The sequence below is a fragment of the Microbacterium sp. genome (assembly GCF_044340635.1).
In the GTDB taxonomy this organism is placed as follows: Bacteria; Actinomycetota; Actinomycetes; order Actinomycetales; family Microbacteriaceae; genus Microbacterium.
The window spans coordinates 101,829-127,495 of the sequence record NZ_JBIITF010000007.1 but is presented as its reverse complement, the minus strand read 5'-3'; the positions used below and the strand labels follow the sequence as shown (position 1 = coordinate 127,495).

At 70.9% G+C, this 25,667-nt stretch carries 19 protein-coding genes; 10 read left to right on the top strand and 9 right to left on the bottom strand.

The genetic code is table 11. The features are described 5' to 3' along the window. Positions 1 to 243: 243 nt before the first annotated feature. Positions 244 to 2,931, top strand: coding sequence for an ATP-binding protein (locus tag ACIQ0W_RS08495; protein WP_396642335.1), 2,688 nt, complete (start codon positions 244 to 246; stop codon positions 2,929 to 2,931). On the opposite strand, the gene ACIQ0W_RS08490 is transcribed toward ACIQ0W_RS08495, so the two are convergent. Then, the gene (locus ACIQ0W_RS08490) at positions 2,897 to 4,477 is read right to left on the bottom strand and encodes a 5-oxoprolinase/urea amidolyase family protein (protein WP_396642334.1); all 1,581 of its coding nucleotides are present in this window, start codon (positions 4,475 to 4,477) and stop codon (positions 2,897 to 2,899) included. The genes ACIQ0W_RS08495 and ACIQ0W_RS08490 overlap by 35 nt on opposite strands. Further along, the gene (gene pxpA / locus ACIQ0W_RS08485) at positions 4,471 to 5,241 is read right to left on the bottom strand and encodes a 5-oxoprolinase subunit PxpA (RefSeq protein ID WP_396642332.1); all 771 of its coding nucleotides are present in this window, start codon (positions 5,239 to 5,241) and stop codon (positions 4,471 to 4,473) included. Before pxpA ends, ACIQ0W_RS08490 begins: the two co-directional genes overlap by 7 nt. A gap of 145 nt (positions 5,242 to 5,386) precedes the next feature. Between pxpA and ACIQ0W_RS08480 the strand changes: the two genes are divergently transcribed. From ACIQ0W_RS08480 to ACIQ0W_RS08470, 3 genes are all read left to right on the top strand, one after another. After that, positions 5,387 to 6,259 (top strand): spermidine synthase, encoded by an 873-nt coding sequence (locus ACIQ0W_RS08480; RefSeq protein ID WP_396642331.1) that lies wholly within the window; start codon positions 5,387 to 5,389, stop codon positions 6,257 to 6,259. A gap of 104 nt (positions 6,260 to 6,363) precedes the next feature. Continuing rightward, the gene (locus ACIQ0W_RS08475) at positions 6,364 to 6,891 is read left to right on the top strand and encodes a hypothetical protein (protein ID WP_304688214.1); all 528 of its coding nucleotides are present in this window, start codon (positions 6,364 to 6,366) and stop codon (positions 6,889 to 6,891) included. A 69-nt stretch (positions 6,892 to 6,960) separates the two neighbouring features. After that, the gene (locus tag ACIQ0W_RS08470) at positions 6,961 to 7,449 is read left to right on the top strand and encodes a SprT-like domain-containing protein (protein ID WP_304688212.1); all 489 of its coding nucleotides are present in this window, start codon (positions 6,961 to 6,963) and stop codon (positions 7,447 to 7,449) included. Positions 7,450 to 7,474: 25 nt separating this feature from the next. On the opposite strand, the gene ACIQ0W_RS08465 is transcribed toward ACIQ0W_RS08470, so the two are convergent. Beyond that, a complete protein-coding gene (locus tag ACIQ0W_RS08465; RefSeq protein ID WP_396642330.1) occupies positions 7,475 to 9,043 on the bottom strand; it encodes a bifunctional phosphatase PAP2/diacylglycerol kinase family protein in 1,569 nt (522 codons plus the stop codon). Between the two features lie 128 nt (positions 9,044 to 9,171). On the opposite strand from ACIQ0W_RS08465, the gene ACIQ0W_RS08460 reads away from it, so the two are divergent. Then, positions 9,172 to 9,675: a hypothetical protein gene (locus tag ACIQ0W_RS08460; RefSeq protein WP_396642329.1), complete on the top strand. Its 504-nt coding sequence runs from the start codon at positions 9,172 to 9,174 to the stop codon at positions 9,673 to 9,675. A gap of 57 nt (positions 9,676 to 9,732) precedes the next feature. Here the strand turns inward: ACIQ0W_RS08460 and ACIQ0W_RS08455 are convergent, their stop codons facing one another. From ACIQ0W_RS08455 to ACIQ0W_RS08445, 3 genes are all read right to left on the bottom strand, one after another. Then, positions 9,733 to 12,096 (bottom strand): polysaccharide pyruvyl transferase family protein, encoded by a 2,364-nt coding sequence (locus ACIQ0W_RS08455; protein WP_396642327.1) that lies wholly within the window; start codon positions 12,094 to 12,096, stop codon positions 9,733 to 9,735. 229 nt (positions 12,097 to 12,325) lie between these two features. Continuing rightward, positions 12,326 to 12,613, bottom strand: a complete 288-nt coding sequence (locus tag ACIQ0W_RS08450; RefSeq protein ID WP_396642326.1) for a hypothetical protein — start codon at positions 12,611 to 12,613, stop codon at positions 12,326 to 12,328. Between the two features lie 67 nt (positions 12,614 to 12,680). Then, entirely contained in the window at positions 12,681 to 13,127 is a 447-nt protein-coding gene (locus tag ACIQ0W_RS08445) for an Lrp/AsnC family transcriptional regulator (protein ID WP_396642355.1), read from the bottom strand. A gap of 151 nt (positions 13,128 to 13,278) precedes the next feature. On the opposite strand from ACIQ0W_RS08445, the gene ACIQ0W_RS08440 reads away from it, so the two are divergent. Next, complete coding sequence (locus ACIQ0W_RS08440; protein ID WP_396642325.1) at positions 13,279 to 14,670, top strand: DUF6421 family protein; 1,392 nt, start codon at positions 13,279 to 13,281, stop codon at positions 14,668 to 14,670. A gap of 41 nt (positions 14,671 to 14,711) precedes the next feature. After that, complete coding sequence (locus tag ACIQ0W_RS08435; protein WP_396642324.1) at positions 14,712 to 15,842, top strand: threonine aldolase family protein; 1,131 nt, start codon at positions 14,712 to 14,714, stop codon at positions 15,840 to 15,842. Between the two features lie 30 nt (positions 15,843 to 15,872). On the opposite strand, the gene ACIQ0W_RS08430 is transcribed toward ACIQ0W_RS08435, so the two are convergent. After that, positions 15,873 to 16,724, bottom strand: coding sequence for a helix-turn-helix domain-containing protein (locus tag ACIQ0W_RS08430; RefSeq protein ID WP_396642323.1), 852 nt, complete (start codon positions 16,722 to 16,724; stop codon positions 15,873 to 15,875). A gap of 16 nt (positions 16,725 to 16,740) precedes the next feature. Further along, positions 16,741 to 17,406 (bottom strand): NUDIX hydrolase family protein, encoded by a 666-nt coding sequence (locus ACIQ0W_RS08425; protein WP_396642322.1) that lies wholly within the window; start codon positions 17,404 to 17,406, stop codon positions 16,741 to 16,743. Positions 17,407 to 17,574: 168 nt separating this feature from the next. Here ACIQ0W_RS08425 and ACIQ0W_RS08420 point away from each other — a divergent pair, with 168 nt between their 5' ends. Continuing rightward, positions 17,575 to 18,285, top strand: a complete 711-nt coding sequence (locus tag ACIQ0W_RS08420; RefSeq protein ID WP_396642321.1) for an alpha/beta hydrolase — start codon at positions 17,575 to 17,577, stop codon at positions 18,283 to 18,285. A 31-nt stretch (positions 18,286 to 18,316) separates the two neighbouring features. On the opposite strand, the gene ACIQ0W_RS08415 is transcribed toward ACIQ0W_RS08420, so the two are convergent. Then, complete coding sequence (locus ACIQ0W_RS08415; RefSeq protein WP_396642320.1) at positions 18,317 to 19,825, bottom strand: thioester domain-containing protein; 1,509 nt, start codon at positions 19,823 to 19,825, stop codon at positions 18,317 to 18,319. Between the two features lie 187 nt (positions 19,826 to 20,012). Between ACIQ0W_RS08415 and ACIQ0W_RS08410 the strand changes: the two genes are divergently transcribed. Then, positions 20,013 to 24,896, top strand: coding sequence for a DEAD/DEAH box helicase (locus tag ACIQ0W_RS08410; RefSeq protein ID WP_396642319.1), 4,884 nt, complete (start codon positions 20,013 to 20,015; stop codon positions 24,894 to 24,896). Then, positions 24,889 to 25,662, top strand: coding sequence for a DNA-formamidopyrimidine glycosylase family protein (locus ACIQ0W_RS08405; protein WP_396642318.1), 774 nt, complete (start codon positions 24,889 to 24,891; stop codon positions 25,660 to 25,662). The genes ACIQ0W_RS08410 and ACIQ0W_RS08405 overlap by 8 nt, the downstream gene beginning before the upstream one ends. Positions 25,663 to 25,667 lie beyond the last annotated feature (5 nt).

The following is a 25,667-nucleotide window of genomic DNA, read 5'->3' as shown; positions in this document are numbered from 1 at the left end:
GGGCACACAGGCACAGCCGACCACCATATGAGGGCAGGGGGAATCTAGGAGCGCAAACAACAACTATACGTCGCGAATGGCCGACTGTCCAGTCGGATTCTTGACGAGTGTTGGTTCCTGCGGTATAACCGCGCGCGCCCCTTCTTATTCCCCACGCTCCGGCGCTCTCCCGTCTGCCGCGAGCACCCATTCGCACGCACCTGACCTCTGGACGCGGCGTCCGCGCGGGGCCACAATGTGCGCATGACGGTCGAGCACGACGCTGCGCCGCGGATCCGGACCCCGGATCAGCGACTGCGCGTCTTCGTCTCATCGACCCTGCGCGAACTCGAGACCGAACGGCGCGCCGCACGGGGCTCGATCGAGCGGCTGCGGCTCGCGCCCGTGATGTTCGAACTGGGTGCCCGACCCCACCCGCCGCAGGATCTGTACCGCGCCTACCTCGAGCAGAGCGACGTGTTCGTCGGGATCTACGGCGAGAGCTACGGCTGGGTCGCGCCCGGCGAGGAGATCTCGGGGCTCGAGGACGAATACCGTCTCGCGCCGCGCGGGATGCCGCGGCTCATCTACATCCGTCAGTCCGGCAAGCGGGAAGAACGCCTCGACGCGCTGATCGACCGCATCCGCTCGGACGACACGGCCTCGTACAAGTCGTTCACCTCACCGGAAGAGCTCGCGGAGCTGGTCGAGTCGGATCTCGCGACCCTTCTCGCGGAGCGGTTCGACTCGTCGCGCACGGGTGCCGGCGCGATCATGAACGCGTCGCAGGTCCTGAGCCGCGTGCCCGCCGCCTTCACCCGGCTGATCGGCCGGGATCGCGAGGTCGCGGACGTGTCGGCCCGGCTCGCCGAGGGACAGACGCGCCTGCTCACCCTGCTCGGCCCCGGCGGCATCGGCAAGAGCCGCCTGGCCATCGCGGTCGCCGAGGCCGCGTCGGAGTTCTTCCCCGACGGAACCGTCTTCGTGCCCCTCGAGAACGTGCTCGAGCCCGACCTGCTGCTGCCCACGATCGGCTACGCGCTCGGCATCCGGGACACCGCCGAGGTCCCACTCGAGACGCGCCTGTCCCTCGCGCTCGACGGCAGGCGCATGCTGATCGTGCTCGACAACTTCGAGCAGCTCGTCGAGGCCGCCCCCGTGCTCGTGGGCCTGTACTCCATCGCGCCGCAGGCGACCTTCCTCGTCACGAGCCGAGCGGTGCTGCGCATCCGCGGCGAGCGCGTCTTCGAGGTCCCCACGCTGGCCACGCACGATCCCGCCTCGCCCGACTCGGTGCCGCGTTCCCTGGACTCGCCCGCCGTGGAGCTGTTCACCGAGCGCGCCCGCGCCGTGAAACCGGACTTCGAGGTGACCGAGACGAACGGCGCCGCGGTCGCGGGGATCTGCCGGGTCCTGCAGGGACTGCCGCTCGCGATCGAGTTGGCGGCGGCACGGATGCGTGTGCTCACGCCCTCCGCCATCCTGCAGCGACTCGACAAGCAGCTGCCGCTGCTGGTGGACTCCTCGCGGGATCTGCCCGAGCGCCAGCGGACCCTCCGCTCCACGATCGAGTGGTCGACCGGCCTGCTGCGCGAGTCCGAGCGCCTGCTCCTGTTCGATCTCGGGGTCTTCTCGCACGGGTTCACCCTGGACTCGGTGGAGAAGATCGGCGTGGGCCGACCGTGGCACGGCACGGCCGTCGACGGACTCGCCGCACTGGTGGACTCGTCGCTGGCCGCGCAGCAGGACATCGACGGGGAATCGGTGTTCTCCCTCCTCGCGACCGTGCGCGAATACGCCATCGGGCAGCTCCAGGCCCGCGGCGACGAGGACCGGATGCGTGCCGCGCACGCTCGCCTGTACGTCCAGCTCGCCCTCCGTGAGGCACCACGGCTGGGCGGCCCCGACCAGCGCAGTGCGGTCGCGCGGCTGAACCTCGAACGCAGCAACCTCCGAAGCGGCGTGCGATACCTCATCGATGTCGGGGATTTCGCCACGGCAGCGGACGTCGCCTGGAAGCTGTACCTGTTCTGGTGGATCGGGGGCTACCTGTCCGAGATCGCGCTTTGGATGCAGGAGCTCCTGGATCTCGGCGGGGACAAGGAACCGTACCCCCGCGCCGTCGCGCTGTACTACGTGCTCTGGAAGCGGATGTTCGGGACGCAGAACCCGGAGACGATCGAGGGGTTCTGCGAGGCATCCGAACTCTTCGCGCGGGTGGGCGACGACATGGGGTCCTCGATGGCTCTCGCGACCGCCGGGCTGGCGCAGGTGACGACCGGCGATTCCGACCTGGATCTCGCCGCCGAACGCCTCTGGCGCGGGGCGGAGGGGTTCCGCCAGGCCGGCGCCCGCTGGGGCGAAGTGCTGATCCTCGTCGCCCTCGGGCGGCTGGAGTGGATCCGCGGACACGACGCCGACGCCCTGAGCATGTTCCGCCGCGCCCTGGACGCCTCGGTCGCCGGCGGGGAGGAGTTCACCTCGACGATCGCCACGCACCACCTGGCCCGAGCCCTGCTCACCTCCGGACAGGTGGACGACGCCCGGCGGGTGTTCGCCGAGGGGATGGCGGTGTCGCTGTCACTCGATCACGACGAGGGCATCGCCTACAGCCTGGAGGGCCTCTGCGCGATCGCGGCGATCGACGGGGATGTCGATCGGGCGGGCGTTCTGGCCGGTGCGGCCGCCGCCATCCGCAAGCGCACGGGCCAGCACGACGCGCCCGCGTTCGTGTTCCACACCCGCTTCCTCGACGACCTCACGAACGCGGGGAACGCCACGGCTCTGCGCGCGGCCATCGACCGCGGGACCGAATACGGCACGCGTGAGGCCGCCGACTACGCGCTCTCCGGCGTGGGGATGACCGTCCGCGAGCGCGGCGCCCGCTCAGCCGACGCGGCGGCTCTCGGCGCCGGTTTCACGCGTACGGACGCGCGTGCCGGAAACGGATGACGGTGCCCGGGCGCGCCCGTCCGAGGGCATCGAGCGAGGCATCCGTCACGACCGCGATCACGGGGTAGCCGCCCGTCACGGGTCCATCGGCGAGCAGAACGGTCGGGCGCCCACCCGGCGGCACCTGCAGGGCGCCCGGCACCATGCCTTCGCTCGGCAGCTCGCCCGCGACGGAGCGCACGAGCTCGGGCCCGTCCAGTCGGGCGCCCACGCGGTCGGCGTCGCGCGACACCGTCCAGATGGACTCGAACAGCGCGCGCAGGGCGGATGGCTCGAACCAGTCCGCGCGCGGACCCGGCGCGAGTTCGAGCTCGAGGTGGTCGGGCGGCGCGCCCCAGGGTGCGATATCGAGCGGAGGGACGGGGGCGTGCGGCGACCGCCCCACCGAGAGTGTTCCGCCGGCTCGGAGCGGGCCAGGACCCAGCCCCGCGAGGGTGTCGGTCGATCGCGATCCGAGCACCGCGTCCGCGACGATGCCGCCGCGGACGGCCAGGTAGGCGCGCGCGCCGTGCTCGAGCCATCCGATCCGCACCTCCGACCCCGCGGGCCAGGGATGCGCGACGTGTATGCCGATCGGGCGGCCGTCGATCGTGAGCGGACCCGAGCCGCCCGCCACGGCGATCCAGAGATCGCGTGCCGCGACCGCCCGGAAGCCCCCGAGCGTGACCTCGATCCCGGCGTGTCCCTCGGGATTGCCCACAAGACGGTTGGCGATGCGGAGCGATTCGCGGTCCAGGGCACCCGACCGGGCCACCCCGATCGAGGCATGGCCGGGACGCCCGAGATCCTGCACCGTCGCGAGCAGGCCGGGCTCGACCACCCGGATCGCCGGGGGTTCGACCTCGCCCGCGGTTCGTGCGGGGACGACAGATGCGGCGGGCGCCGCGTGGCCGACGTTCCGGAAGCGGACGCGGTCGCCCGGCCCGAGCAGCGCCGGGCGTGCGGCGGCCGGATCGAACAGGGGTGCAGCGGTCGTGCCGATCACGCGCCAACCGCCGGGGGTCTCGCGCGGGTAGGCGCCCGAGAAGGCGCCGGCGATGCCCACGGCACCCGCCGGCACGCGGGTGCGCGGTACGTCGAGGCGCGGCACGTCGAAGGTCCACGCGGGGCTGGTCAGGTATCCGAACCCCGGCGCGAAACCCGTGAACGCGACGATCCACTCGGCGCGCTCATGCCGTTCGGCCAGCTCGCCGGGCCCGACCCCGAGCATCTCGGCCACCTCGGCGAGGTCGGGGCCGTCGTACGCGACGTCGAGCGTGATCGGGTCGGCGCGCGACGGGGGTGCCGCGGCATCCGTCGCCCGCGACCACGCGCGCTCGATCACGTCCCGCACCGCCGCCGCGGAGATCCGGCCGGGGTCGAACGGCACGAGCACCGTGCGGGCGGCGGGCACGAGGTCGACGATCCCGGCATGGGCGGCGGGGGCGGGGGCGGGAGCGGAGAGCGCGGCGTGCAGGGCCAGGACGTCGGCGAGGTCGCCGACCTCGGCCAGCAGCGCCCGCTCCCCCATCGGCAGGATCCGCAGGGTCCGCGCCGCACTCACCACGGTGCGCAGACCTCGACCCCGGCGGCATCGAGGGCGGCACGGACGGCCCGGGCCATCGCGACCGCCTCGGGCGTGTCGCCGTGCAGGCACAGCGAGGCCGCGTCCGCCACGACGGGCGTCCCGTCGATCGCCTCGACGATTCCGTCGCGCGCGAGTCGCACGGCACGCTCGGCCACGACCGAGGGATCGTGCAGCAACGCCCCCGGCATCCCCCGCGGCACGAGCTCGCCGCCCGGCGCATAGCCCCGATCGAGGAAAGCCTCGCGGACGAAGGGCAGCCCGGCGGCGGCGCATGCCTCGGACGCCGCTGCGCCCAGAGCGAGCAGCGGCACCCCGCGGCCGAGATCGTCCGAGAGCGCGAGCACCGCCCGCACGAGCGCCCGCGCCGCATCCGCGTCCGCGCCGACCGCGTGGTACAGCGCGCCGTGCGGCTTGACGTAGCGGATGTCGGCCCCCGCCGCGCGCAGGGCGGCGAGCTGGCCCGAGACGACGGCGGTCAGATCCGCAGGCTGAAGGTCCATCGCCGTGCGCCCGAACCCCGCGCGATCCGGATACGAGGGGTGGGCGCCGATCGCGACGCCGTGCCGCGCGGCGCGCTCGACCGCCAGGCGCATGGATGCGGCATCCCCCGCGTGCCCGCCCGCGGCGATGCTCGCGCTCGAGATGACCGCGAACATCGCCTCGTCGTCGGCCGTGGCCACGCCGTCGACGCTCTCGCCGAGGTCGGCGTTCAGGTCGACGGATGCGGTGGCCACGGGGTGCACGCCACCATTCTCGCGCGGGCCCGCGCCTTCTGGCCCGCGGATCCCGGCCTCTCGGTCGATTCGGGTCGCCGCTGTGGATCAGATCCGCCGAGGCAGCCCAGATCGGCCGAGTCGTCGCGGCGCTCGGCTCGGCTAGCGTGAGCGGGTGAGCAGAAAGCGAGAGGGCGACGCCGAGGCATCCGCTCCCTCGACCCGTCTGTCGGACGGCACGATCGCACGCGTCGTGCCGTCGCCGTACACGACGGGATGGGAACTGGATGTCGCGGGCACACCGCAGTCGCACGTCGATCTCGACGACCCGACGCACCTGCACTTCGAGTACATCGCCCGCATGGGCGCGGTCATCGACCGGCTGAAGCTGCCGGGGCAGCCCCTGACCGCCGTGCACCTCGGCGCCGGAGCGCTGACCCTCCCCCGCTACATCGCGTGGACGCGGCCGGGCTCGCGCCAGCAGGTCGTCGACATCGAACCCGCGCTCGTGGATCTCGTGCGCGCCGAACTGCCGCTGCCCCACGGTGCATCGATCCGCGTCCGAATCGGCGACGCGCGGGCCGTGCTCGGGCGGCTCCCCGCGGGGCTCGTCGGCACCGTGGACCTGCTCATCTCGGACGTCTTCGCCGGGGCGCAGACCCCCGCCCACCTCACGTCGGTCGAGTTCTACCGCGCGGCCGCCGCCGTGCTCGCCCCCGACGGTGTGCTGCTGGTCAACATCGCCGACGGACCCGGTCTGCGTTACGCACGCCGCCAGGTCGCGACGGTGCGCGAGGTTCTGCCCAACGTCATCGTGCTCGCCGAGGTGCAGGTCCTCAAGGGCCGCCGCTTCGGCAACCTGGTGATCGCCGCATCCGCCGCCAAGCTCCCCACGGCCTGGTTGCCGCGCTTGATGGCCGCCGGCCCGCACCCGGCCAAGGTCGCCGAGGGCGCGGAGCTCGACGCATTCGTCGGTGGCGTCGCCGTCACGACGGATGCCGACGCCACCGATTCTCCGGCCCCGTCGTCGTCGCTGTTCGACCGCTGAGAAAACAACGTGAAGCGAGCAGCGGCGCGCCCGGCGCGGCTCGGCCGGTTGTGCGCCGCGGCGTTGCACACTGGAAGAGCGAATTACGCGGTGAGGAGGTCACGGTGAGCTATATCCACGGGTACGACCCCGAAACACTGCGCGAAATCGTGGACGTGAACGAGTGCCGAGAGCGCTTGCTGGAACTCGGCGACCAGCGGAGCCTGCCCGCGCTGCTCGAACGCGTCTGGCTGCTGAAGGTGCTGGACCGCCTGGAAGAGGCGAACGTGATCTCGGACGAGTCGGTGCGGGTCGCCCGCATGGCCGGCACCCGGAAGGATCTGCTGCGCGCACGCATCCTGCACGCGACGGTCCAGCAATGGCGCGGAGCCTACGCCGCCGCCGAACACGAACTGTCCACGTGCGCGGGCGAGGCGGAAGGCCAGAACTGGTCTGCCATCGCGGCGTTCTCGTACCAGCACCGCGGCAAGGTGCACTACGACGCCGGCGACTACGAGGCCGCGCGACGCGACTTCAAACGCGCACTGTTCCTGCGCCAGGAGGCGGGCGCCCCGGATGAGCAGCTCGAAGCGACGCTCCTCGCCGTCGACGCCGCGGACCGCCGCCGCGCCCGCTCGTCCGTCGCGAGCTGACGACACCTTTCACGGGCCCCGGCCAGTCGTCCGCGGCCGATGTCGTAGGGACGGTTTAGGTTTTTCGACATGTCCGATCTGCAACGCGTGCGAACGTGGGCCGATGCCCTCATCTCGCTGCATCTGGATGCTTCGTGGTCGTTCGGGTTCGACAATGCCAAGCGCCGCGCGGGCCTGTGCGATTACACGCGCAAGCGCATCAGCGTTTCGCGCTACCTCTCGGCGCGATACGACGACGATACGAATCACCAGACCCTGCTGCACGAAGTCGCGCACGCGATCGCGGGTCCGGCCGCCGGACACGGGGCACAGTGGAAGCAGGTCGCCCGCGAGCTGGGCTACGTGGGTGGCACGACCCACGCGGGCGAGACGGCGATCGAGCTCGCCCCCTGGGTCGGGGTGTGTCCCGCCGGGCACCTCGCCTACCGGCATCGCCGACCGACGCGACCCGCCTCGTGCGTGAAGTGCGCGCCCCGGTTCGATGATCGCCATCTGTTCCGGTGGGAGAAGCGCGAGATCACGCCCGCCGAGCGACTCGCCGCGATGCAGGAGCGCTGAGCGCGCGCCCCCGCCCGAGCCGCCCTCAGGCGTACACCCGCAGGTCGCTCGGGACCATCGTGAAGCGGATCTCGTGCCGACCGGCGGCGTCCTCATCGAGGCGCGTTTCGAGTTCGCCGTCGTGCACGAAGACCGGGACCGAACCATCCTGAGGCAAGACCGCCAGCGTGAGCTCCGGCACCAGCCGACGCTCGATGTCCGACGAGCGCGGCATCAGGTGCAGCGCCCGGGCGACAGCGGCGGTTCGTCGGCCGAATGCGAGCGAGGCGACCGCGCGGTACCGCGGCCCACGGGCGTGCAACACGCGGACATCGAGTACGTCGTCGTCGACACTCCAGCGGCGCATCGTCGCGACCCGCTGCGGGTCGTTGCGGCCGACGCTCGCGAAAACCGACCAGACGCGCATGCTCTCGCCGTCGAGCTCGATCTCGATCGGTTCGGCCTCACGCAGCACACCCCAGGCCGCGACGACGCCGCCGAGCCACTTACCCAGCCGGTCCCGGTAACCCTCGCGCCGCGCGACGAAGTCCGGATAGATGCCCACCGAACCGGCGTTGAGAACCGTCACGGGCGGTCCGCCCGTCGACAGCTCGGCGACGGCGACGCGCATCCCGCGACCGTCGCGGAGAGCCTCGATGCCGTGTTCCACCGTGTCAGCACCGATGGCGCGGGCGAAATGGTTGAAGGTCCCGCCCGGCAGCACCAGCAGAGGAAGACCGGCCTCGCGCGCGACAGCGGCTAGTGCGGAGACCGTCCCATCCCCGCCGCAGACCCCGAGGACGCGCGGAGGGGAGGTGCTCACCAAGGCGCGGGCGACGACGGCGGACGGCGGGTCGTCCGAGTCGAGCTCGCTCAGCCGTGCACCCGGCAACTCCTTCTCGATTTCGCTCCGGGGGTCGGTGCGGATGACCTCCACGCCCGAGGAGGGATTCACGAAGATGAGTGCGCCCGAACCGTCGGGGGACGACGGGAGGTCGATGCGCTCGCCGCGCTCGGGCGCCGGCCCCTCGACCGAGGGACGTGCCGGGAGCAGGACGCGACCGAGGAGCGCCACTCCCGCGCCGATCGCGAAGCCCCCGACGACATCCGAGAGCCAATGGGCGCCCACGTGCATGCGGGAGTATCCGACGGCGGCCGCGAGGGGCGCCACCACGGCGCCTGCGACGGGCGCTTCCACAGCGACCCCGGTGGCGAACGCTGCAGCGCTCGCGGAATGGCCGGAGGGGAACGACGCAGACGTCGGGTAGGCGGCGAGACGTCGGCCGACGGGGATGTCCTTCAAGATCGGGCGGGAGCCGCCGAACACCTTCTTGCCGATGAGGTTGGCGATGATGCTCGCCACCGTGAGCGAGGCGACACCGCGAAGCGCGGCCCGCGAACGTCCGGAGACGACGAGGACGCCGGCCAGAACGAACCAGAGTCGTCCGTGATCGGCCGCGTGCGAGAGGCGGCGGTACGCGCTGTCGCGCGCGCGCACGTCGTGCCGGGCGTTCACACGACGGTTGGCGGACCGATCGGCCCGGCGCACCCACCGCGGCATGACGGTCGTCCGGCGGTGGGCGATGAACGGATGCCGCAGGGTGCCGAAACGCATCCCCCGAGGCTACGCTCCCCGCCCCGCACTGCGGGAGTGCTCGGGCTGGTGTACATCCACGAGGAAGAACGGGCACTCGAAGGGATCGCCGCAGGACGATCCACCCGCGCGGGTGCGACACTGGGGAGATGCGCATCCTGCTCAAGCTCGTGATCGACTGCGACGCGGATGCCGCGTGGCGGGCCCTGCACTCGCCCCGCGCGGTGGCGGAGCTGTACGGCTCGCTCGTCCGCCTCGAATCCGCCGAGCCGGGCGGCCTGCCGACGCGCTGGGAGCCGGGAACGGATGCCGTCGTCGACATGTCGATCGGCGGGATCGTCCCGATGGGCCGGCAACTCATCCACGCGAGCGACCGGATCACCCAGGACTCGCGGGGAGAGGTGCGCATCTTCCGGGACAGCGGCATCCCCCTCACCGGACCGCTCGCCTCGCTGGATGTCTGGGACCATCAGCTCGCGGTCTCGCCGGCACCGGGCGACCCCGCGCGAACCCTGTGGCGCGAGCGCCTGACGATCGGCGGTCGCACCGCCCCCCTGCTCTGGCCCGGGCTCTGGGCGGCATGGCAGTGGCGGGCGCTGCGCATCCGTGCCCTCGCACCCACATGGGCGCACGACACCGCGCCCACGGTCTGAGCGCGGAGCGCCCCAGAACCGCAACCCAGCACAGGCCGACGGCGGCACAACGACCTATCAGCGGTCGGCGAACTCCCGCGCGGTCGTCGTCCGGGCAAGGACCGCCTTGATCCGCCCGCGGGCGAGACGTCGGACCTCTGCGACATCTGCACGCGCGCGGTCCAGCGCCTGGGTCAGGGGCGGCGCCGGGCGGCCGGCTGCGGCGGCGAGGGCGGATGTCAGGGCCGCGACATCCATTCCGGTGCTGTCGACGCTGACATCGTCGATGCCCACCCATGAGAAATGCGAGTCCACCTTGCCGCTCGGAGCATCAACCAGCTCGAGCGGCTTCGCTCCCTGAATGGTCGCGAGGACCAGCACGTGGAGGCGGTCCGAGATGACCAGGCGAGCGCGGGCGTAGAGCATCATGAGACGGTGCTCCTGGGAGAGTTCGGGGATCGCGCGCCATCCGAAGTCCTCGGCGCCGAGAGCGCGGGCCAGCTCGGCGGCGCGGTCCTCGTCGTCGCGTACCTGCGCAGCGGCGACGATACGCAGTCCCCGCGCCTCGGCGAACGAGCGGACGGCCTCTATCCACTCCGCCGAGTGCGCTCGACGCTTGCCGCGCAGGCTCACGACGAGCGTGTCCCGTGGCCCAGCCTGCCCCGTGGGGATGCCTTCGCGACCGAACGCTATGTCGGGGCTGCGGATGCTGCCGCCGACCAGCGCGAGGGATTCCCGGTTGCGCATCGGCACGACGTCGGCCGCGCGAGCGCCGAGACGGAAGAGCAGGAGCGGAAGGACGCCCGGGCGGGCGACCGCGCGAGGCGCGTAGACGACGGTTCCCCGTTTGACCTTCACGAGGACGATCACCGCCAGGAAGACGAGCTCGCGGACGGCGTGACGTGACTCGAGCTGCACCTCGCCGGGTTCGAACAGCAGTACGGGCCTCTTGGCGACGACGAGCGCACGCATCCACTCTTTGCTGCCCGCACCGCGGTGGTAAACCGGGCCGAGCTCGGCCGCGCCGATCTGGTCTATCCAGGCGTCGGGCGCGCGCCCCACATAGGTGTGCACGGGGCCGAGCCCCGACACCCACTCGAGCGCTTCGCGCCGAATGATCGCGTCGCCGATATTCGGGTAGTCGCCGGTCATCGAGGCGAAGATGACCGCAGGCGCAGCCGCGCCACGGTCAGCGTCCGCGTGCTCGCGATCGAACGACCGGGCGGCCGCGAAAACGAAGACCAGAGACATGACGTAGGCGACCGCCCATGCGATCGAGAACGCGAGCACGACCAGCGCGAGATCACTCGTGACCGCGGCGGTTACGAGTCCCGCCGTCCACGTCAGGGTGGCGCGCGAAGCCTGGAGGGCGAGAAGTCGCCGCTCCCGCCTGAGCATGACGAAGAGGAAGTCTGTGGGCGAGACCGCCACCTGCAGCGCTGCGGGTAGGGCGAGGATGGCGATGAGCGTGCCCGCGGGCGCCCACTCCGGGCCGAGCACGGGGACTGCCAGCAACGGCCCGCCGATGGCCAGGGCGATGCCGAGGGCGACGCCGAGCACGAGGAAGACCTTGACGTGCACCGCGAGCGAAGCCGTGAGCGCTGGCCGCTGCTCACGGATGATGCGGCTGAAACTCAGCTGCGTCGTCTGGGCGAGCGCCTGTCCCACGAGCGAGATCGGTGTCGATGACACCCGCTGCGCGATCCCGACCTGACCGGCGGCGGCGGGGCCGACCGTCGCACCCGCGATGACGGTGAGTCCCTGGATCGTGAGCCCCGACAGAGCACCGGCCCCGATCGTCGGGATGGCACGGGCGAGTGTGTACCGTTCGTCCCGCGCGTCGGCCGTCTGGCCGCCAGCTGTCGTCACGGCAAGCGCGGATGTCGGCGCCCCCGGATCATCGACCATGCGCGAGGCGATGATGCCGAGAATGCGGCCGAGCAGCAGCGCGACGGGGAGGAGCATGACGTCGCCGCCGCCGAGGGCGAACACGGCCTGAAGAGAGGCGCCCGCGACGCCGCCCACCAGATTGCGCACGGCGAGCGCGCGTCGAGCACCCAGACGCACCAGACGGGCGCTGTCGAGCAGCGGTAGTCCGAGCGCAGGGATCAGCAGACCCGTCATCAGAAGGATGTCGGCCACTTCGGTGAGTCCGTTGAGCTTGTCGATGACTCCCGTTGCCAGCACGAGCACGCTGATGCCGAGAACCACGATCGTCCCGAGCCGCAGTCGTCGTTGGACCAGCGCCGCGGAGTGCGTCGTCGGCACGATGTACTCGAGGCGCAGGGTGGCGAGGGGAAGCGCGATGAACGCGATCGCGAACGCGAACTGATAGATTCCGAGCTCGGCAGGCAGGTAGACCCGTGTGAGCACGGGAATGACGGCGACCAGCGCGAGTTGCCCGAGCAGTTGACTGCCCACGAGCGCGACGGGACCTCTCAAGCGCCTTCCGATATTGTTCCCCAAACTTCTACTCCCCATGTCTACGTGTCGGGGGAGCTACGTCGATCCCACGGGTTTGCCATGTTCGCACGGCAAGCGCACATTCCCGGCCGTTCGCACATGAGAGTGCTTTCACACTGCGGAAACGCCGCTGAATAATCCGTCTGGGATGTCTGTCGCCGGCGACCCGAAGTCCCATCCCTCCGCCTGAGCCGCCGAGCCCGGCGCCTTACCCGGCGAGCGCCTCGACGGGCGCTACCCGCGTCGCCAGCCGCGTCGGCACGACCGCGGCGATCAGCGTCAGGATGGCCGTTGCCACGACGACCACCGCGAGGGGCACGAGCGGCACCGTCGGCAGCACGAAGGTGCCCGCCGTCCCGCCGGGCACGACCGGTACGGATCCGAGCAGTGATTGCGCGCCCGCCCAGCCGTAAGCGACGCCGAGCACGAGGCCGAGCGCGAGGGCCGCGACGCTCACGTCGACAGCCAGTTGGTAAGGCTTGAGGGGGCGGAACACCCGTTTCACGCTACGGGAGCGTGCGGGCCGAGGCATCCGTCTGTGGATGTATCTATCGCGGACCTCCCTACGCGGGCAGGATCGGCCGGTTCTCGTAGAACGTCTGCAGCACGACGGTCGTGCGCGTGCTCACCGACGCGACGCCCCGGATGCGCCGGATCAGCGTCTCGAGCGCGCGCGGCGACGCGACCCGCACGAAGAGCATGTACGCCGCGTTGCCCGCGATCGAGTGGCAGGACTCGATCTCGGTGATGTGCTCGAGCAGCTCCGGCGCATCGTCGGGCTGGGCGGGGTCGAGCGGGGTGATCTCGATGAACGCCGCCAGGGGCTTGCCGACGGCTTCGACGTCCACGATCGCGCGATACCCGGCGATGACACCCCGGGTCTCGAGTCGCCGCATCCGCGCCTGCACGGCCGAGACCGACAGTCCGACGGCCTCCGAGAGCTGCGCGAGGGTGGCGCGGGCATCGCGCGAGATCTCACGCACGATCAACAGATCCACCGGGTCATCCACAGCGGCAGGATGACGGGGCGCTTCTTGATCTTCCATGTTCCGAGGATATCAACAGGAATATTTCCGGCTGACAAGCGGTTGGACCATATGACTTCCTACAATTCTCGAAATGGTGCTCTTGCGGGGGTGCAGCACGAGAACGGAGACGGACATGACGATCGACACGACCCTGGACGGCGACATCGCCGCGGGCCTCGTCGGCGACGTCGAAACGAGCGCCGCCTGGATCTCGCTCCGTGACGCCGCGATCGACCTGCGGGCGCTGCAGGCGCAGGATGGCTCGATTCCCGATGCCGCACAGCGCGCCGATGCCGCCGAGCTCGTACACGCGATCGTGCACGGCATCCGCGAGCTGGCCCCGCTCTTCCCCCACGACGCGGCCTACCTCGAGACATCCGTCACCGATTTCGAACGCTGGGCGGCGGGCGACTTCGGTGTTCCCGACTTCCTCGACTCGCTCGTCGCGTTTCAGCCCCAGCAGCACCGCATCGATGGGCTACGGCACCTGGTGGTGTTCCCGATGTACACGCAGAACGGATCGAGCAACCGGTACGTCGAGGCCCTCATCGTGGAGACGATCTGGCCCGAGTTCATCGCCCGGCTCGAGGCCGGCGACTACACGAACCGGCTGTTCGTCTCGTTGCGCCTGATCGATTTCACGCCCGGATACGACACGAACTCGGCGGTGCTCTTTCCCGAGACGGTCGCGGTACGCGCGATTCCGACCTTCACGTGGGGCGCGATCTTCCAAGACCGCGAGGCCGCCCGCTATCGCCGGGTCGTCCGCGCCGCCGCGGAGATCACGCGCCTCGAACTGCCCGAAGAGGCCGCGCGACTGCTCGAAGACCAGGCTCTCGCCGAGCGGACGTTCGTGATGTGGGACATCATCCACGACCGCACCCACATGCGCGGCGACCTGCCGTTCGACCCGTTCATGATCAAGCAACGGATGCCGTATTTCCTCTACTCGCTCGAGGAGTTGCGGTGCGACCTGACCGCCTTCCGGGAGTGCGTCGCGATCGAGAAGCGCCTGACCGGCGCGGTAGAGACCGACGCCGAGACGCTCGAGCACGCGAAGCTCGTGCAGTACGCGGTGATCTTCGATCGCATCTTCCGCTTCGCGATCACGGGGTCGCGGGTGCGCAACTACGACGGGCTCGGCGGCCAGCTGCTGTTCGCGTGGCTGCACCAGCGCGGAGTGCTGCACTGGACCGACACCTCATTGAGCCTCGACTGGGCGGAGGTGCCGGCAGCCGTCGTCGCCCTCGGCGACGCGATCGACGAGCTGTACTGGCGCTCGATCGATCGCCCGAAAACCGCCCATTGGCTCGCGGCGTACGACCTGATCCGGGGCGTGCTGGAGCCCCACCCGGGCTCGACCTGGGCCGCGGGGCTGCCGCGCGACATCCTGATCGGTCCGCCGAAGGGCTTCACGGATGCCGTCATGGACGACGAATTTCCTCTGTCGATGTTCTACGAGGCCCTGGACCGCAAGCTGGCGCCGGTCATCGCCTCGACGACAGGCATCCGCGGGGATGCTTGACCACGGCCTGGCGGCCGCATCCCCCGATCTAGGCTGAGAGCGTGACCCGACTCCACGACGCCGCCGTGCGCGGCTTCGCCTCCGACAACTACTCCGGCATCCACCCCGAGGTGCTCGCGGCGATCGCCACCGCGAACGAGGGCCACGAGGTCGCCTACGGCGAGGACGCGTACACCGCACGCCTGAACGAGGTCATCGCCGACCAGTTCGGCGAGGGCGCCGAGGCATTCCCCGTCTTCAACGGCACGGGCGCGAACGTCGTGGGGCTGCAGTCGATGCTGCCGCGGTGGGGCGCCGTGGTCGCGGCCTCGAGCGCACACATCAACGTCGACGAGGGCGGCGCGCCCGAGCGGGTCGCCGGAATCAAGCTCCTGACCGTCCCGACCGAGGACGGAAAGCTCACGCCCGAACTCGTCGATCGCGAGGCCTGGGGCTGGGGCGACGAGCACCGCGCCCAGCCGCTCGTCGTCTCGATCACGCAGTCGACCGAGCTCGGCACCGTGTACACGCCGGACGAGGTCCGTGCGCTCGCAGAACACGCACACGGCCTCGGCATGCGCCTGCACATGGACGGCGCCCGGCTGTCGAACGCCGCCGCGTCACTCAACCTGCCGCTGCGCGCCTTCACGCGCGACGCGGGCGTCGATGTGCTGAGCCTCGGCGGCACGAAGAACGGGGCGATGCTCGCGGAGGCGATCGTGGTGCTCGATCCCGAGGCATCCGAGGGTCTGAAGTTCTTGCGCAAGCTCAACATGCAGCTGGCGTCGAAGATGCGGTTCGTGTCGGCGCAGCTGATCGCCCTGTACGAGGGCGATCTGTGGCTGCGGAACGCCGCGCACGCCAACGCGATGGCGGCGCGGCTGCGCGCGGGCATCGAGGCGGGGATCGCGGATGGTTCGATCCGGGGTGTGGCGTTCAGCCAGCCGACGCAGGCGAACGGCATCTTCGCAACGCTGCCCGCCGGGGTCGCCGACCAGCTCCGCGAGCGCGTGCGATTCTACGATTGGGGCCCCGCCTCCGGAGGCTCGGAGCATCGCGCCAGCGATGGTTCGAGTGGAGGTGGGGAGGACGCAACGCTCAGCGAGGTGCGTTGGGTGTGCTCGTTCGACACGCACGAGGACGACATCGACGCGTTCGTCGCCGACATCGCGCGGGTCACGAGCGCGGTCTAGCGCTCCGTCGTCTGGACGACCCGCCCCGTATCAGCGCCCGACCGAACGCCCCGCGGGCTGCCCCGTCACGAGCGACGCCAGAGTCGGTCGCCAATGGCGTGAGACATACTCGACCGCCTCGTCCACACCGAGCGCACGGGTGGAGTTGCCGACGCGCACCCACAGGTCGGTGGCGGGTCCTCCGTCGCGCGGCGCGGTCAAGAAGACCGGCTTCGGCGACGGCGGACAGTTCAGGGCGCACACCGTGCCCGCGTCCCCGAGCGTCGCGAACTGGATGTGGGGCAGCGCGGCGGCGTTGCGCCCCACGAGTGTCGAGAGCAGGTCGCGCAACCAGAGCTCGAACCGGTCGTGGTCGGGTGACCGGAGGGTCGCGAGGTCCCGTTCCAGGCCCCGCGCGACGCCGTCGTCGCTCGCGCCGATGACGAGCACCCCGCCGTTGCTGTTCAGGAATGCGGCGACGGTCTTCGCGATCGCGAGCTCCATCCGCGGATCCTTCTTGTTCTCACGGACGTTCCATCGCGCGGTCTCTTTGAACTCCACGTGGTCGGACTCGCCCGCGACCAGCAACGCAGCCACATCGACGTCGCCGTAGTTCGGCCGGATGAGCGCCGCGATCGACGCCGCGACGAATGCGAGCCCGACGCTCGATCCGAAGGCGAGCAGCAGCGTCGTGGGCATCCAGAGGTACTGGCCGTAGAAGAGCAACCCCGCAAGCAGGAGCCCGACGCTGATCCCGAGCAGCGAGATCACGGCCATCGTCGTGAGGCTCAGGCGCAGTCGACGACCGAACAGTCTGCGCACGACCCACGCGACGGCGTACGCGACGGCGAGCGCGATGGGCAGGGCGATCGCGAACTCGACCAGGAGGGGACTTGCCGGCATCCGCTCGGTCCCCGCCTCAGCGCAGGGCGCCGACGCTCGCCAGCGCGAGGCGGACGAGCGTGCCGCGGCCGCCCTCCATCTCGGCGGCGAGCGCATCGGACGCTGCCTCTTCGGGCGACATCCACGTGACCTCGAGCGCATCCTGGCGGGGCTCGCACGTCCCGGTCACCGGCACCACGAATGCGAGCGACACCGCGTGCTGACGATCGTCGTGGAAGGCGGTGATGCCGGGAATCGGGAGATACTCGGCGACCGTGAAAGGCGTCACCTGAGGGGGCAGCAGGGGGAACGCCATCGGCCCGAGATCGTTCTCGAGGTGACGGAAAAGGGCGTCCCGCACCGTCTCGCCATGCCGCACCCGGCCGCTCACGAGAGAACGGGTGATCTCTCCCACCGGTGTGGCGCGCAGCAGGATGCCGACCTCGGTCACGGAGCCCACGCCATCCGTCCGCACGGGCACCGCCTCGACGTAGAGCATCGGCAGCCGACGCCGAGCCTCGGCCAGTTCGACCTCGCTCAGCCAGCCGGGGTTCGTCGCGCTTCCCGTGGTCGGTGAACCGAAGGAACCGTCGTCGCGCGGATCGCTCGAGCGTCCGTACGACGCTCCCATACCGCTCAACCGATCGCGCCCCTCGGGGCCGTCGTCTTCGGAGGGATCGGGGTCAGGTGTGCGCACCGGCATGTCTCTTGTATACCTCAGCCTTCCGCGCGACCCCGTACATGCGAGAGGAACGGTGGGACGGATGTGTCGGATGTGGCGCTCGCGGAGCCTCTCCAGCCCCGTGGGCCACAGCAGTCCTTCGAGATGTCCGCTCACGTGGTGTCGGCGGGGTTTGCGAGGATGGGAGTCATGTCGCCCGAGTCGCCGCCACCCGAGTCGCCCCAGCCACCCGAGCCCACCACCCCGCCTGCGCTCGATCCGCCGCACCTCGATGCCGATGCCGCGCTCTGGTCGGATGCTCCGGCCGGGCATCCCCTGCTGGTGCTGCTGCACGGCTACGGGTCGGACGAACGCGACCTCTTCGGTCTGGTGCCGCATCTCCCGCCCGCCTTCGTGTTCGCGGCGCCCCGCGCGCCCCTGACCCCGCCGTGGCCGGCGCCCGGGTACTCGTGGTACCCCCTCGACGGTCTGAACGGTCGAGACGCTGCGACCGTCACGCGGGCGGCCGAACGACTCTGCGCCTGGCTCGACGAGCACGCGGTCGGTGCGACCTCGATCGGTCTGCTCGGGTTCTCCCAAGGTGCCGCGATAGCCCTGCAAGCGCTGCGACTGCAGCCCGAACGGTTCGCCTTCGCGGTCAACCTCAGCGGATACGCCAGCGCCGGGACGCTCCCGGGCGACGAAATGCTCGCCGCCACCAAGCCCCCGGTCTTCTGGGGTCGCGGAACACACGACGACGTCATCCCCGAACCGCTCATCGCGCAGACGACCGCCTGGCTCCCCGAGCACAGCACGCTCAGCGGATCGGTTTACCCGGGCCTGACGCACAGCGTCTCGCAGACCGAGCTCGACGATGTGACGGCCTTTCTCGAGGCACGCCTGAAGCAGCTCGCGGCCTGACCGGCGCCGCGCGGGAGCTCGGCGGGGATGTTCAGCCGCGCCGAGCCGCATGACGCCGCGCGATGAGCACGAGCGCGAGGCCCCCGGCGATCAGCGACACGGGAATCGGCCACGGCAGGGCGCCGCCGCCCGTGTCCGGAAGCGATGACGGGGTGGGGGGCGCGGTCGGCGACGGCACGGGCACGGGGGTCGGCGTGGGTGTGGGGCCGGGCACGGCGAAGCTCTGCGTGACCACGATCGTCGCGGTCGCCTGATCCGTGATCGTGACGGAAGCCGGAACCGTCGTGGAGCTCGCAAGCGCAGCGGACGCATTCGCACCGCTCGATGTCGTCGACACGGTGCATGTCGTGCCCGCAGCGAGCGGGCTCACGGTGATCACCGGGTAGCTTGCGGCGGCGCTTTCCGCGGGCACGGTTCCCGTCCCCGTCGTGATCGTCCCGCCCGTATCGCAACGGGCTTCGACGGTGACGGCCGATTGTCGCCCGGCTGCGGCCCCGCCGATCGCGATGTCGACCTGCAGGGTGCCGGCTGCGAGGGGCGTGATCGCGGCAGCCGCCCGCACGGGCACGTTCGCCTGCACGGCGAGGATCAGTTTTTGCGCGCTGGTTCGCCCCGGATTGCCGCCGTCGTAGAGGAACACGTTTCCTCCGACGACGGACTCGACGGCCGAGAGCGCAAAACCTTCGCTCGCGGTCGGCGAAACGTGTCGGGCCCAGAGCTCTGCGCCCTGGGCGACGCTGTCGCCGGGCGAGATCGGGATCGTGCCGTCCGCGTCGGCGAAGACCTCGACGCCCGACGTACTGAGGGTCGAGGACGCGACGTTGCCCCCGACGGCGAACGGACCGACGAGTTGGCCGGTGGTCGGCGCATCCGCAGCATCCGGGGTCAGTGTGAGCGTCGGCGGGATGGGAGCCGGAGCGGGCGCCGGCGGCGGGCCGTTCACCGCCGTGAGGGCCTCGTCGACGATCGCCTTGATCGCATTGTGCTCGGACGGGTAGGACGTCGGCACGACGAAGCTGTCGGTGAAATACCAGATCGCACCCTGGACCGCCTGGACCTTCTCGACAGCCGTGCCCGTCGACGGCGCCCCGGGCACCGCCGGGTAGTAGTTCTCGAGGATGTGCGTGACGTACGCCAGGTTCGGGACGTTCGCGTCCGTCCAGTCGCCGAGTTCGTAGTGCACGCCGATCTCGGTCTCCGTGGCGAGGTCGATGCAGTACGTCAACAGGTCCTGGCGCCCGGGTGCACCGGGGTCATCGAGCACGATCTGCGCCGTCTCGACCGGTCGGAAGTTCGTGATGCCGGTCGTCGGGTAGGGGGTTGCTGCGGGATCGACCGCGACGTCCCCGCCGTACAGCCCGCCCTGGTGCAGCATCTCGACGATGGTCGCTTCCGTCGAGGGACCCGGCGGATCCGTGACACCGACGCCGCCCGCGTCGGGAACGGCCAGCGCGGGACCGGCAACGGTTCCGGTCAGCACGAGTGCGATCAGGACGGATGCCGCAACCGTGACTCGGGCGGGTAGACGGAACGCGAACATGACACTCCTGAACGAGACGCTCCCGAACCCGACGCTCCTGAGCCCGCGAAGACAGCGGCCGGACAGCTCCGGCGACCTACCGCTTCACTCTTCCAGCGATATACCGGCTCCGTGGCACGACGCACCGCGAATCGTCGTTCAGCGCAAGAGCCGCGCCGATGTCGGTGCGGGGGACGAAGATGTATGGATGGCCGATGTCTGGGCGAAGTTCGGTCCTGCCACGCAGGACTGGTTTCGTGGCGCCTTCCTCGAGCCGACTCCCGCACAGGTCGGTGCGTGGGATGCGATCTCGGCGGGGCGGCACGCGCTCGTCGTGGCGCCGACCGGTTCAGGCAAGACCCTGTCCGCTTTCCTCTGGGCGATCGACCGGGTCTTCCGCGAGAAGCCGCTCGAGGCGGAGCCCCGCGCGGGCGGACGAAGAAAACGGGCGGATGCCCCGCAGCCGACCACCGGCATCCTGTACATCTCTCCGCTGAAGGCGCTCGGCGTCGATGTCGAGCGCAACCTGCGGTCGCCGCTCGTGGGCATCGCCCAGTCGGCGCGTCGGCTGGGTATCGCGCTGCCCGACGTCACGGTGGGAGTGCGCTCGGGCGACACCCCGTCGAACGAGCGGCGACGACTGGTGCAGGATCCGCCCGACATCCTGATCACGACGCCCGAGTCGCTGTACCTGATGCTGACGAGCCAAGCGGGCGAGACCCTGCGGGGTGTGCACACCGTGATCGTCGACGAGGTCCACGCCGTAGCGGCCACCAAACGCGGAGCGCATCTGGCTGTCAGCCTCGAGCGACTCGACGCGATGCTCGAGCATCCGGCGCAGCGCATCGGACTGTCGGCGACCGTGCGGCCGATCGACGAGGTCGCGCGCTTCCTCGGCGGCGCGGCGCCCGTCGACATCGTGGCGCCACCCGCGTCGAAAACCTTCGATCTGCGCGTGACCGTGCCGATCGACGACATGCTCAATCCCCCGCCCCCGCCCGGTTCGGGTGCGCCCGGCTCCGGGGGTCCGGATGGCAGAACGGATGCCTCGGGTTCCCCGCGCGCAGGGGCCAGCGCCGCGGATACGGGCGACGGGCATACCGGCAACGGCGACGGCGACGGCGGCGACGGCGACGGCGACGGCGACGGCGACGGACCGGAGTGGTACGCCGCCGACAGTCGCCTGCGTCCCGAGGCGACGGAGATGACGGGGTCGGTCTGGCCGCATGTCGAAGAGGCGATCGTCGACCGCATCCTCGAGAATCGCTCGACGATCGTGTTCTCGAACTCGCGCCGACTGGCCGAGCGCCTGACCGGGCGGCTCAACGAGATCTACGCCGAGAGACTCAGGCTCGAACTCCCCGACCCCGCGGTTCCGGCTGCTCTCATGGCGCAGGCGGGCTCGACCGGCGGCGCCGACCCGGTGCTCGCCCGCGCGCACCACGGTTCGGTGTCGAAGGAGCAGCGCGCTCAGGTCGAAGAAGAGCTGAAGGCCGGTCGCCTGCGCTGCGTCGTCGCGACAAGCAGCCTCGAACTCGGAATCGACATGGGCGCGGTCGACCTCGTGATCCAGGTCGAATCTCCCCCGTCTGCCGCGAGCGGACTGCAGCGGATCGGACGCGCCGGCCACCAGGTCGGCGAGGTCAGCCGCGCGTTCCTCTTCCCCAAGCACCGCGCCGATGTGCTGCACACCGCGATCGTGACCGAGCGCATGCTCGCCGGGCGCATCGAGTCGATCTCCGTGCCGCAGAATCCGCTCGACATCCTGGCACAGCAGACCGTTGCGGCATGCGCGCTCGGAGCGATCGACGTCGAGGACTGGTACGACGCGGTGCGCAAGAGCGCCCCTTTCCGCACGCTGCCGCGCTCGGCCTACGAGGCGACGCTCGACCTGCTGGCCGGGCGTTACCCCTCGGACGAGTTCGCCGAACTCCGGCCCCGCGTCGTCTGGGACCGCGACGCCGGCACGCTGACGGGACGCCCCGGCGCCCAGCGCCTCGCGGTGACGAGCGGCGGGACGATCCCCGACCGCGGTCTGTTCGGCGTCTTCGTCGCGGGCGAATCACGCGGGGGTCGCGTGGGCGAGCTCGACGAAGAGATGGTCTACGAGTCACGCGTCAACGACGTCTTCACCCTCGGCACGACGAGCTGGCGAATCGTCGAGATCACCCACGATCGCGTCAATGTCGTGCCGGCCTTCGGGCAGCCGGGCAAGCTGCCGTTCTGGCACGGTGATGGACTGGGACGCCCCGCCGAGCTCGGCGAGGCGCTCGGAAAGTTCTCGAAGGACGTGTCCGAGGCGACACCCGACGCGGCCCGCGAACGGCTGCGCGACGGGGGTCTCGACGAGCGCGCCAGCGATAACCTTCTCGCCTACCTGGCGGAGCAGCGTGAGGCGACGGGCACGCTGCCGACCGACACGACCTTCACCGTCGAGCGCGGGCGCGACGAGGTCGGCGACTGGCGAATCATCCTGCATTCCCCGTACGGCATGAGTGTGCACGCACCGTGGGCGCTCGCGGTCAACGCGCGCATCCGCGAACGCCTCGGCGTCGAGGGATCCGCGGTCGCGAGTGACGACGGCATCATCGCGCGGGTGCCGGATGCCGCGGCCGAACCGCCCGGCGCCGAACTCTTCGTCTTCGAGGCGGACGAGCTCGAGCAGATCGTCGCCGACGAGGTGGGCGGGTCGGCGCTGTTCGCGTCCCGCTTCCGCGAGTGCGCCGCACGCGCGCTGCTCATGCCCCGCGTCAACCCCAACAAGCGCAGCCCTCTCTGGCAGCAGCGCCAGCGATCGGCACAATTGCTCGAGGTCGCGCGCAGGCATCCGACGTTCCCGATCATCCTCGAGACGCTCCGGGAAGTGCTGCAGGACGTCTACGACCTGCCCGCTCTGCTCGCGCTCGCACGGGGGATCGCCGAGCGACGCATCCGCCTGATCGAGACGACGACGACCCAGCCCTCGCCGTTCGCACGAGACCTGCTCTTCGGATATGTCGGCGCGTTCATGTACGAGGGCGACTCGCCCCTCGCCGAACGCCGCGCGGCGGCCCTGTCGGTCGATCCCGCGCTTCTCTCGGAGTTGCTCGGTCGGATCGAGATGCGCGAACTGCTCGACCCCGACGTCATCGCGCAGTTCGAGCGCGAGGCGCAGCGGCTCGATCCCACGCGCCGCGTCAACGGCCTCGAGGGCGTAGCGGATCTGCTGCGGATGCTGGGACCCCTGGACGCCGCGGAGGTCGCCGCGCGCCTCATCCCGGCCGATGTCGACGGTTCGGTCGTGCGCGCGTTGCGGGCGGATCCGGCCGACCCCGATGCTGATGCGCCGACGGAGGATGCGGCACCGGCGCTGCCCGATGCGACAGCAGCCGAGGCATCCGCTCTCCTGACCGCGCTCGTCGACGCCCGGCGCGCGATCCCCATCACGATCGGAGGCACGCACCGCATCGCCGCGATCGAGGACGCCGGTCGCCTGCGCGACGCGCTCGGTGCGGCGTTGCCCGTCGGCATCCCGCTGGCGTTCCTCGAGCCGACCGAGGACCCGCTCGGCGATCTCGTCGCTCGTTACGCCCGCACGCACGCTCCGTTCACCGTGGATGCGCTCGCCGAAAGGCTCGGGATCGGTTCCGCCGTGGCACGTCATACGCTTCTGCGACTGGAGTCGCAGGGGCGCGTGACGAGCGGATTCTTCCTTCCCGCCGGTGTCGACCGGCGCGACGAGACGGAGTGGTGCGACGCCGAGGTGCTGCGCCGCCTACGCATGCGTTCGCTCGCGGCCATTCGCGGGAGCGTCGAGCCCGTCCCGCCCGAGGCCTTCGCGCGGTTCCTGCCCGTGTGGCAGCACGTCGCCCGGCCGCTGTCGGGGATCGATGGCGTGGTGGCGGCGATCGACCAGCTCGCGGGAGTACCGCTGCCGGCGAGCGCGTGGGAGTCGCTCGTGCTGCCCTCGCGCGTGTCCGACTACCACCCCGGGTTGCTCGACGAGTTGACGGCGGCCGGCGAGGTCATCTGGTCGGGTCAGGGCTCGCTGCCCGGTCGTGACGGGTGGGTGGCTCTGCACCCCGCGGATGCCGCGCCGTACACGCTGGCCCCGCCCGAGGGCGAGCCCGCCGCAGACTCGCTCGATCGGCGTGTGCTCGATGCGCTGGCGGTCGGGGGTGCCTACTTCGCCTCTCAGCTGCGCCATGCGGCCGGGGCCGAGAACGAGCAGTCCGTGACGGATGCCCTGTGGCGCCTGACCTGGTCGGGTCATGTCACGAACGACACGTTCGCGCCGCTCCGTGCCCTGACGGCCGGGGGATCGCAGGCGCACCGTACGACGCGGCGCCCACCCCGCGCGCGCCTCTTCCGTGGCGCCGCTCTGCCCCGCCCGGCCGCTCCCCCTCGTCCCACAGGGGTCGGCGGGCGCTGGTCACTGCTGCCCGAACCGGAATCGGATGCCTCGGCTCGGGCAACGGCATCCGCGGCGCTGCTGCTCGACCGCTACGGCGTCGTCACGCGCGGGTCCGTCCAGGCCGAGGGCATGCCCGGCGGTTTCGCGCAGGCCTACCGGGTGCTCGCGGGCTTCGAGCAGGCCGGTCACTGCCGCCGGGGCTACCTCATCGAAGGGTTGGGCGCGGCACAGTTCGCGGCATCCGCCACGATCGACCGACTCCGGGAATTCGCGGCGCTGCCCGATCCCGCACCCTTTCGTGCCGTCACTCTCGCCGCAACCGACCCCGCGAATCCGTACGGCGCAGCCCTCCCCTGGCCCGTGATCGACGGGGTCACCCACCGACCGGGACGCAAGGCCGGCGGCATCGTCGTGCTGGTCGACGGGGCGTTGGCCGTATACCTCGAGCGGGGCGGCAAGAGCGCGCTCGTCTTCACGGAGAACGACGATGTGCTCGCGGCGGCCGCTCTGGATCTGGCGACGACCGCGCGGGCACGACGCCTCGACACGCTCACGGTCGAGCAGGTCAACGGCGCTTTCGTCTACGGCTCTTCGACCGCTCGCGCCCTCCGTGACGCGGGCTTCGTCGAGTCGCCCCGCGGCCTGACGCTGCGGCGGACGACCGCGGGTGACGCGATCCGAGCGGGCGCTCGTGCCTGAGGGCGACACCGTCTTCCGCGCGGCGCGACGGCTGTCCGAGGCTCTTGCGGGTTCGGTCGTGACGCGATTCGACATCCGAGTGCCCGGCAGCGCGACCGCCGACCTGCGGGGCGAGACCGTGCACGACGTCGTTCCGCGGGGCAAACACCTGTTGCACCGGATCGGTGACTTCTCGCTGCACTCGCACCTCAAGATGGAGGGCGAGTGGCACGTCTACCGCCGGGGTGAGAAGTGGCGAAAACCGGCGTTCAAGGCGCGCGCGATCGTCGGCAACGCGGACTGGGATGCCGTGGGTTTCGACCTGGCGATGGTCGAGGTGCTGCCCACCAGCGATGAGGAGCGCGTCGTCGGGCACCTGGGTCCCGACCCCCTCGCCGACGATTGGGATCCGGTCGAAGCCGCGCGGGTGCTCGCGGCCGACCCTCGAGCGATACACGTCGCGCTGCTGGATCAGCGCACCGTGGCGGGTTTCGGCAACGAGTACGCGAACGAAATCCTGTTCGTGCGAGGCATCCTGCCCTCGCGTCCGGCGACCAAGGTCGACACCGCCGCCGTGATCGATGTGGGCGCACGGATGCTCCGCGCCAACCGCGACCGCACGCCACGAACGTTCACGGGAGATGCGCGAGCGGGTCGCACGACGTGGGTGTACGGGCGGGCACGACGGCCGTGCCGGCGGTGCGGCACGGCTATCCGCGAGGGGTCGCTCGGGGCTACGGCGACGTCCGAGCGCAACGTTTTCTGGTGCCCGAACTGCCAGCGCTGACCTCA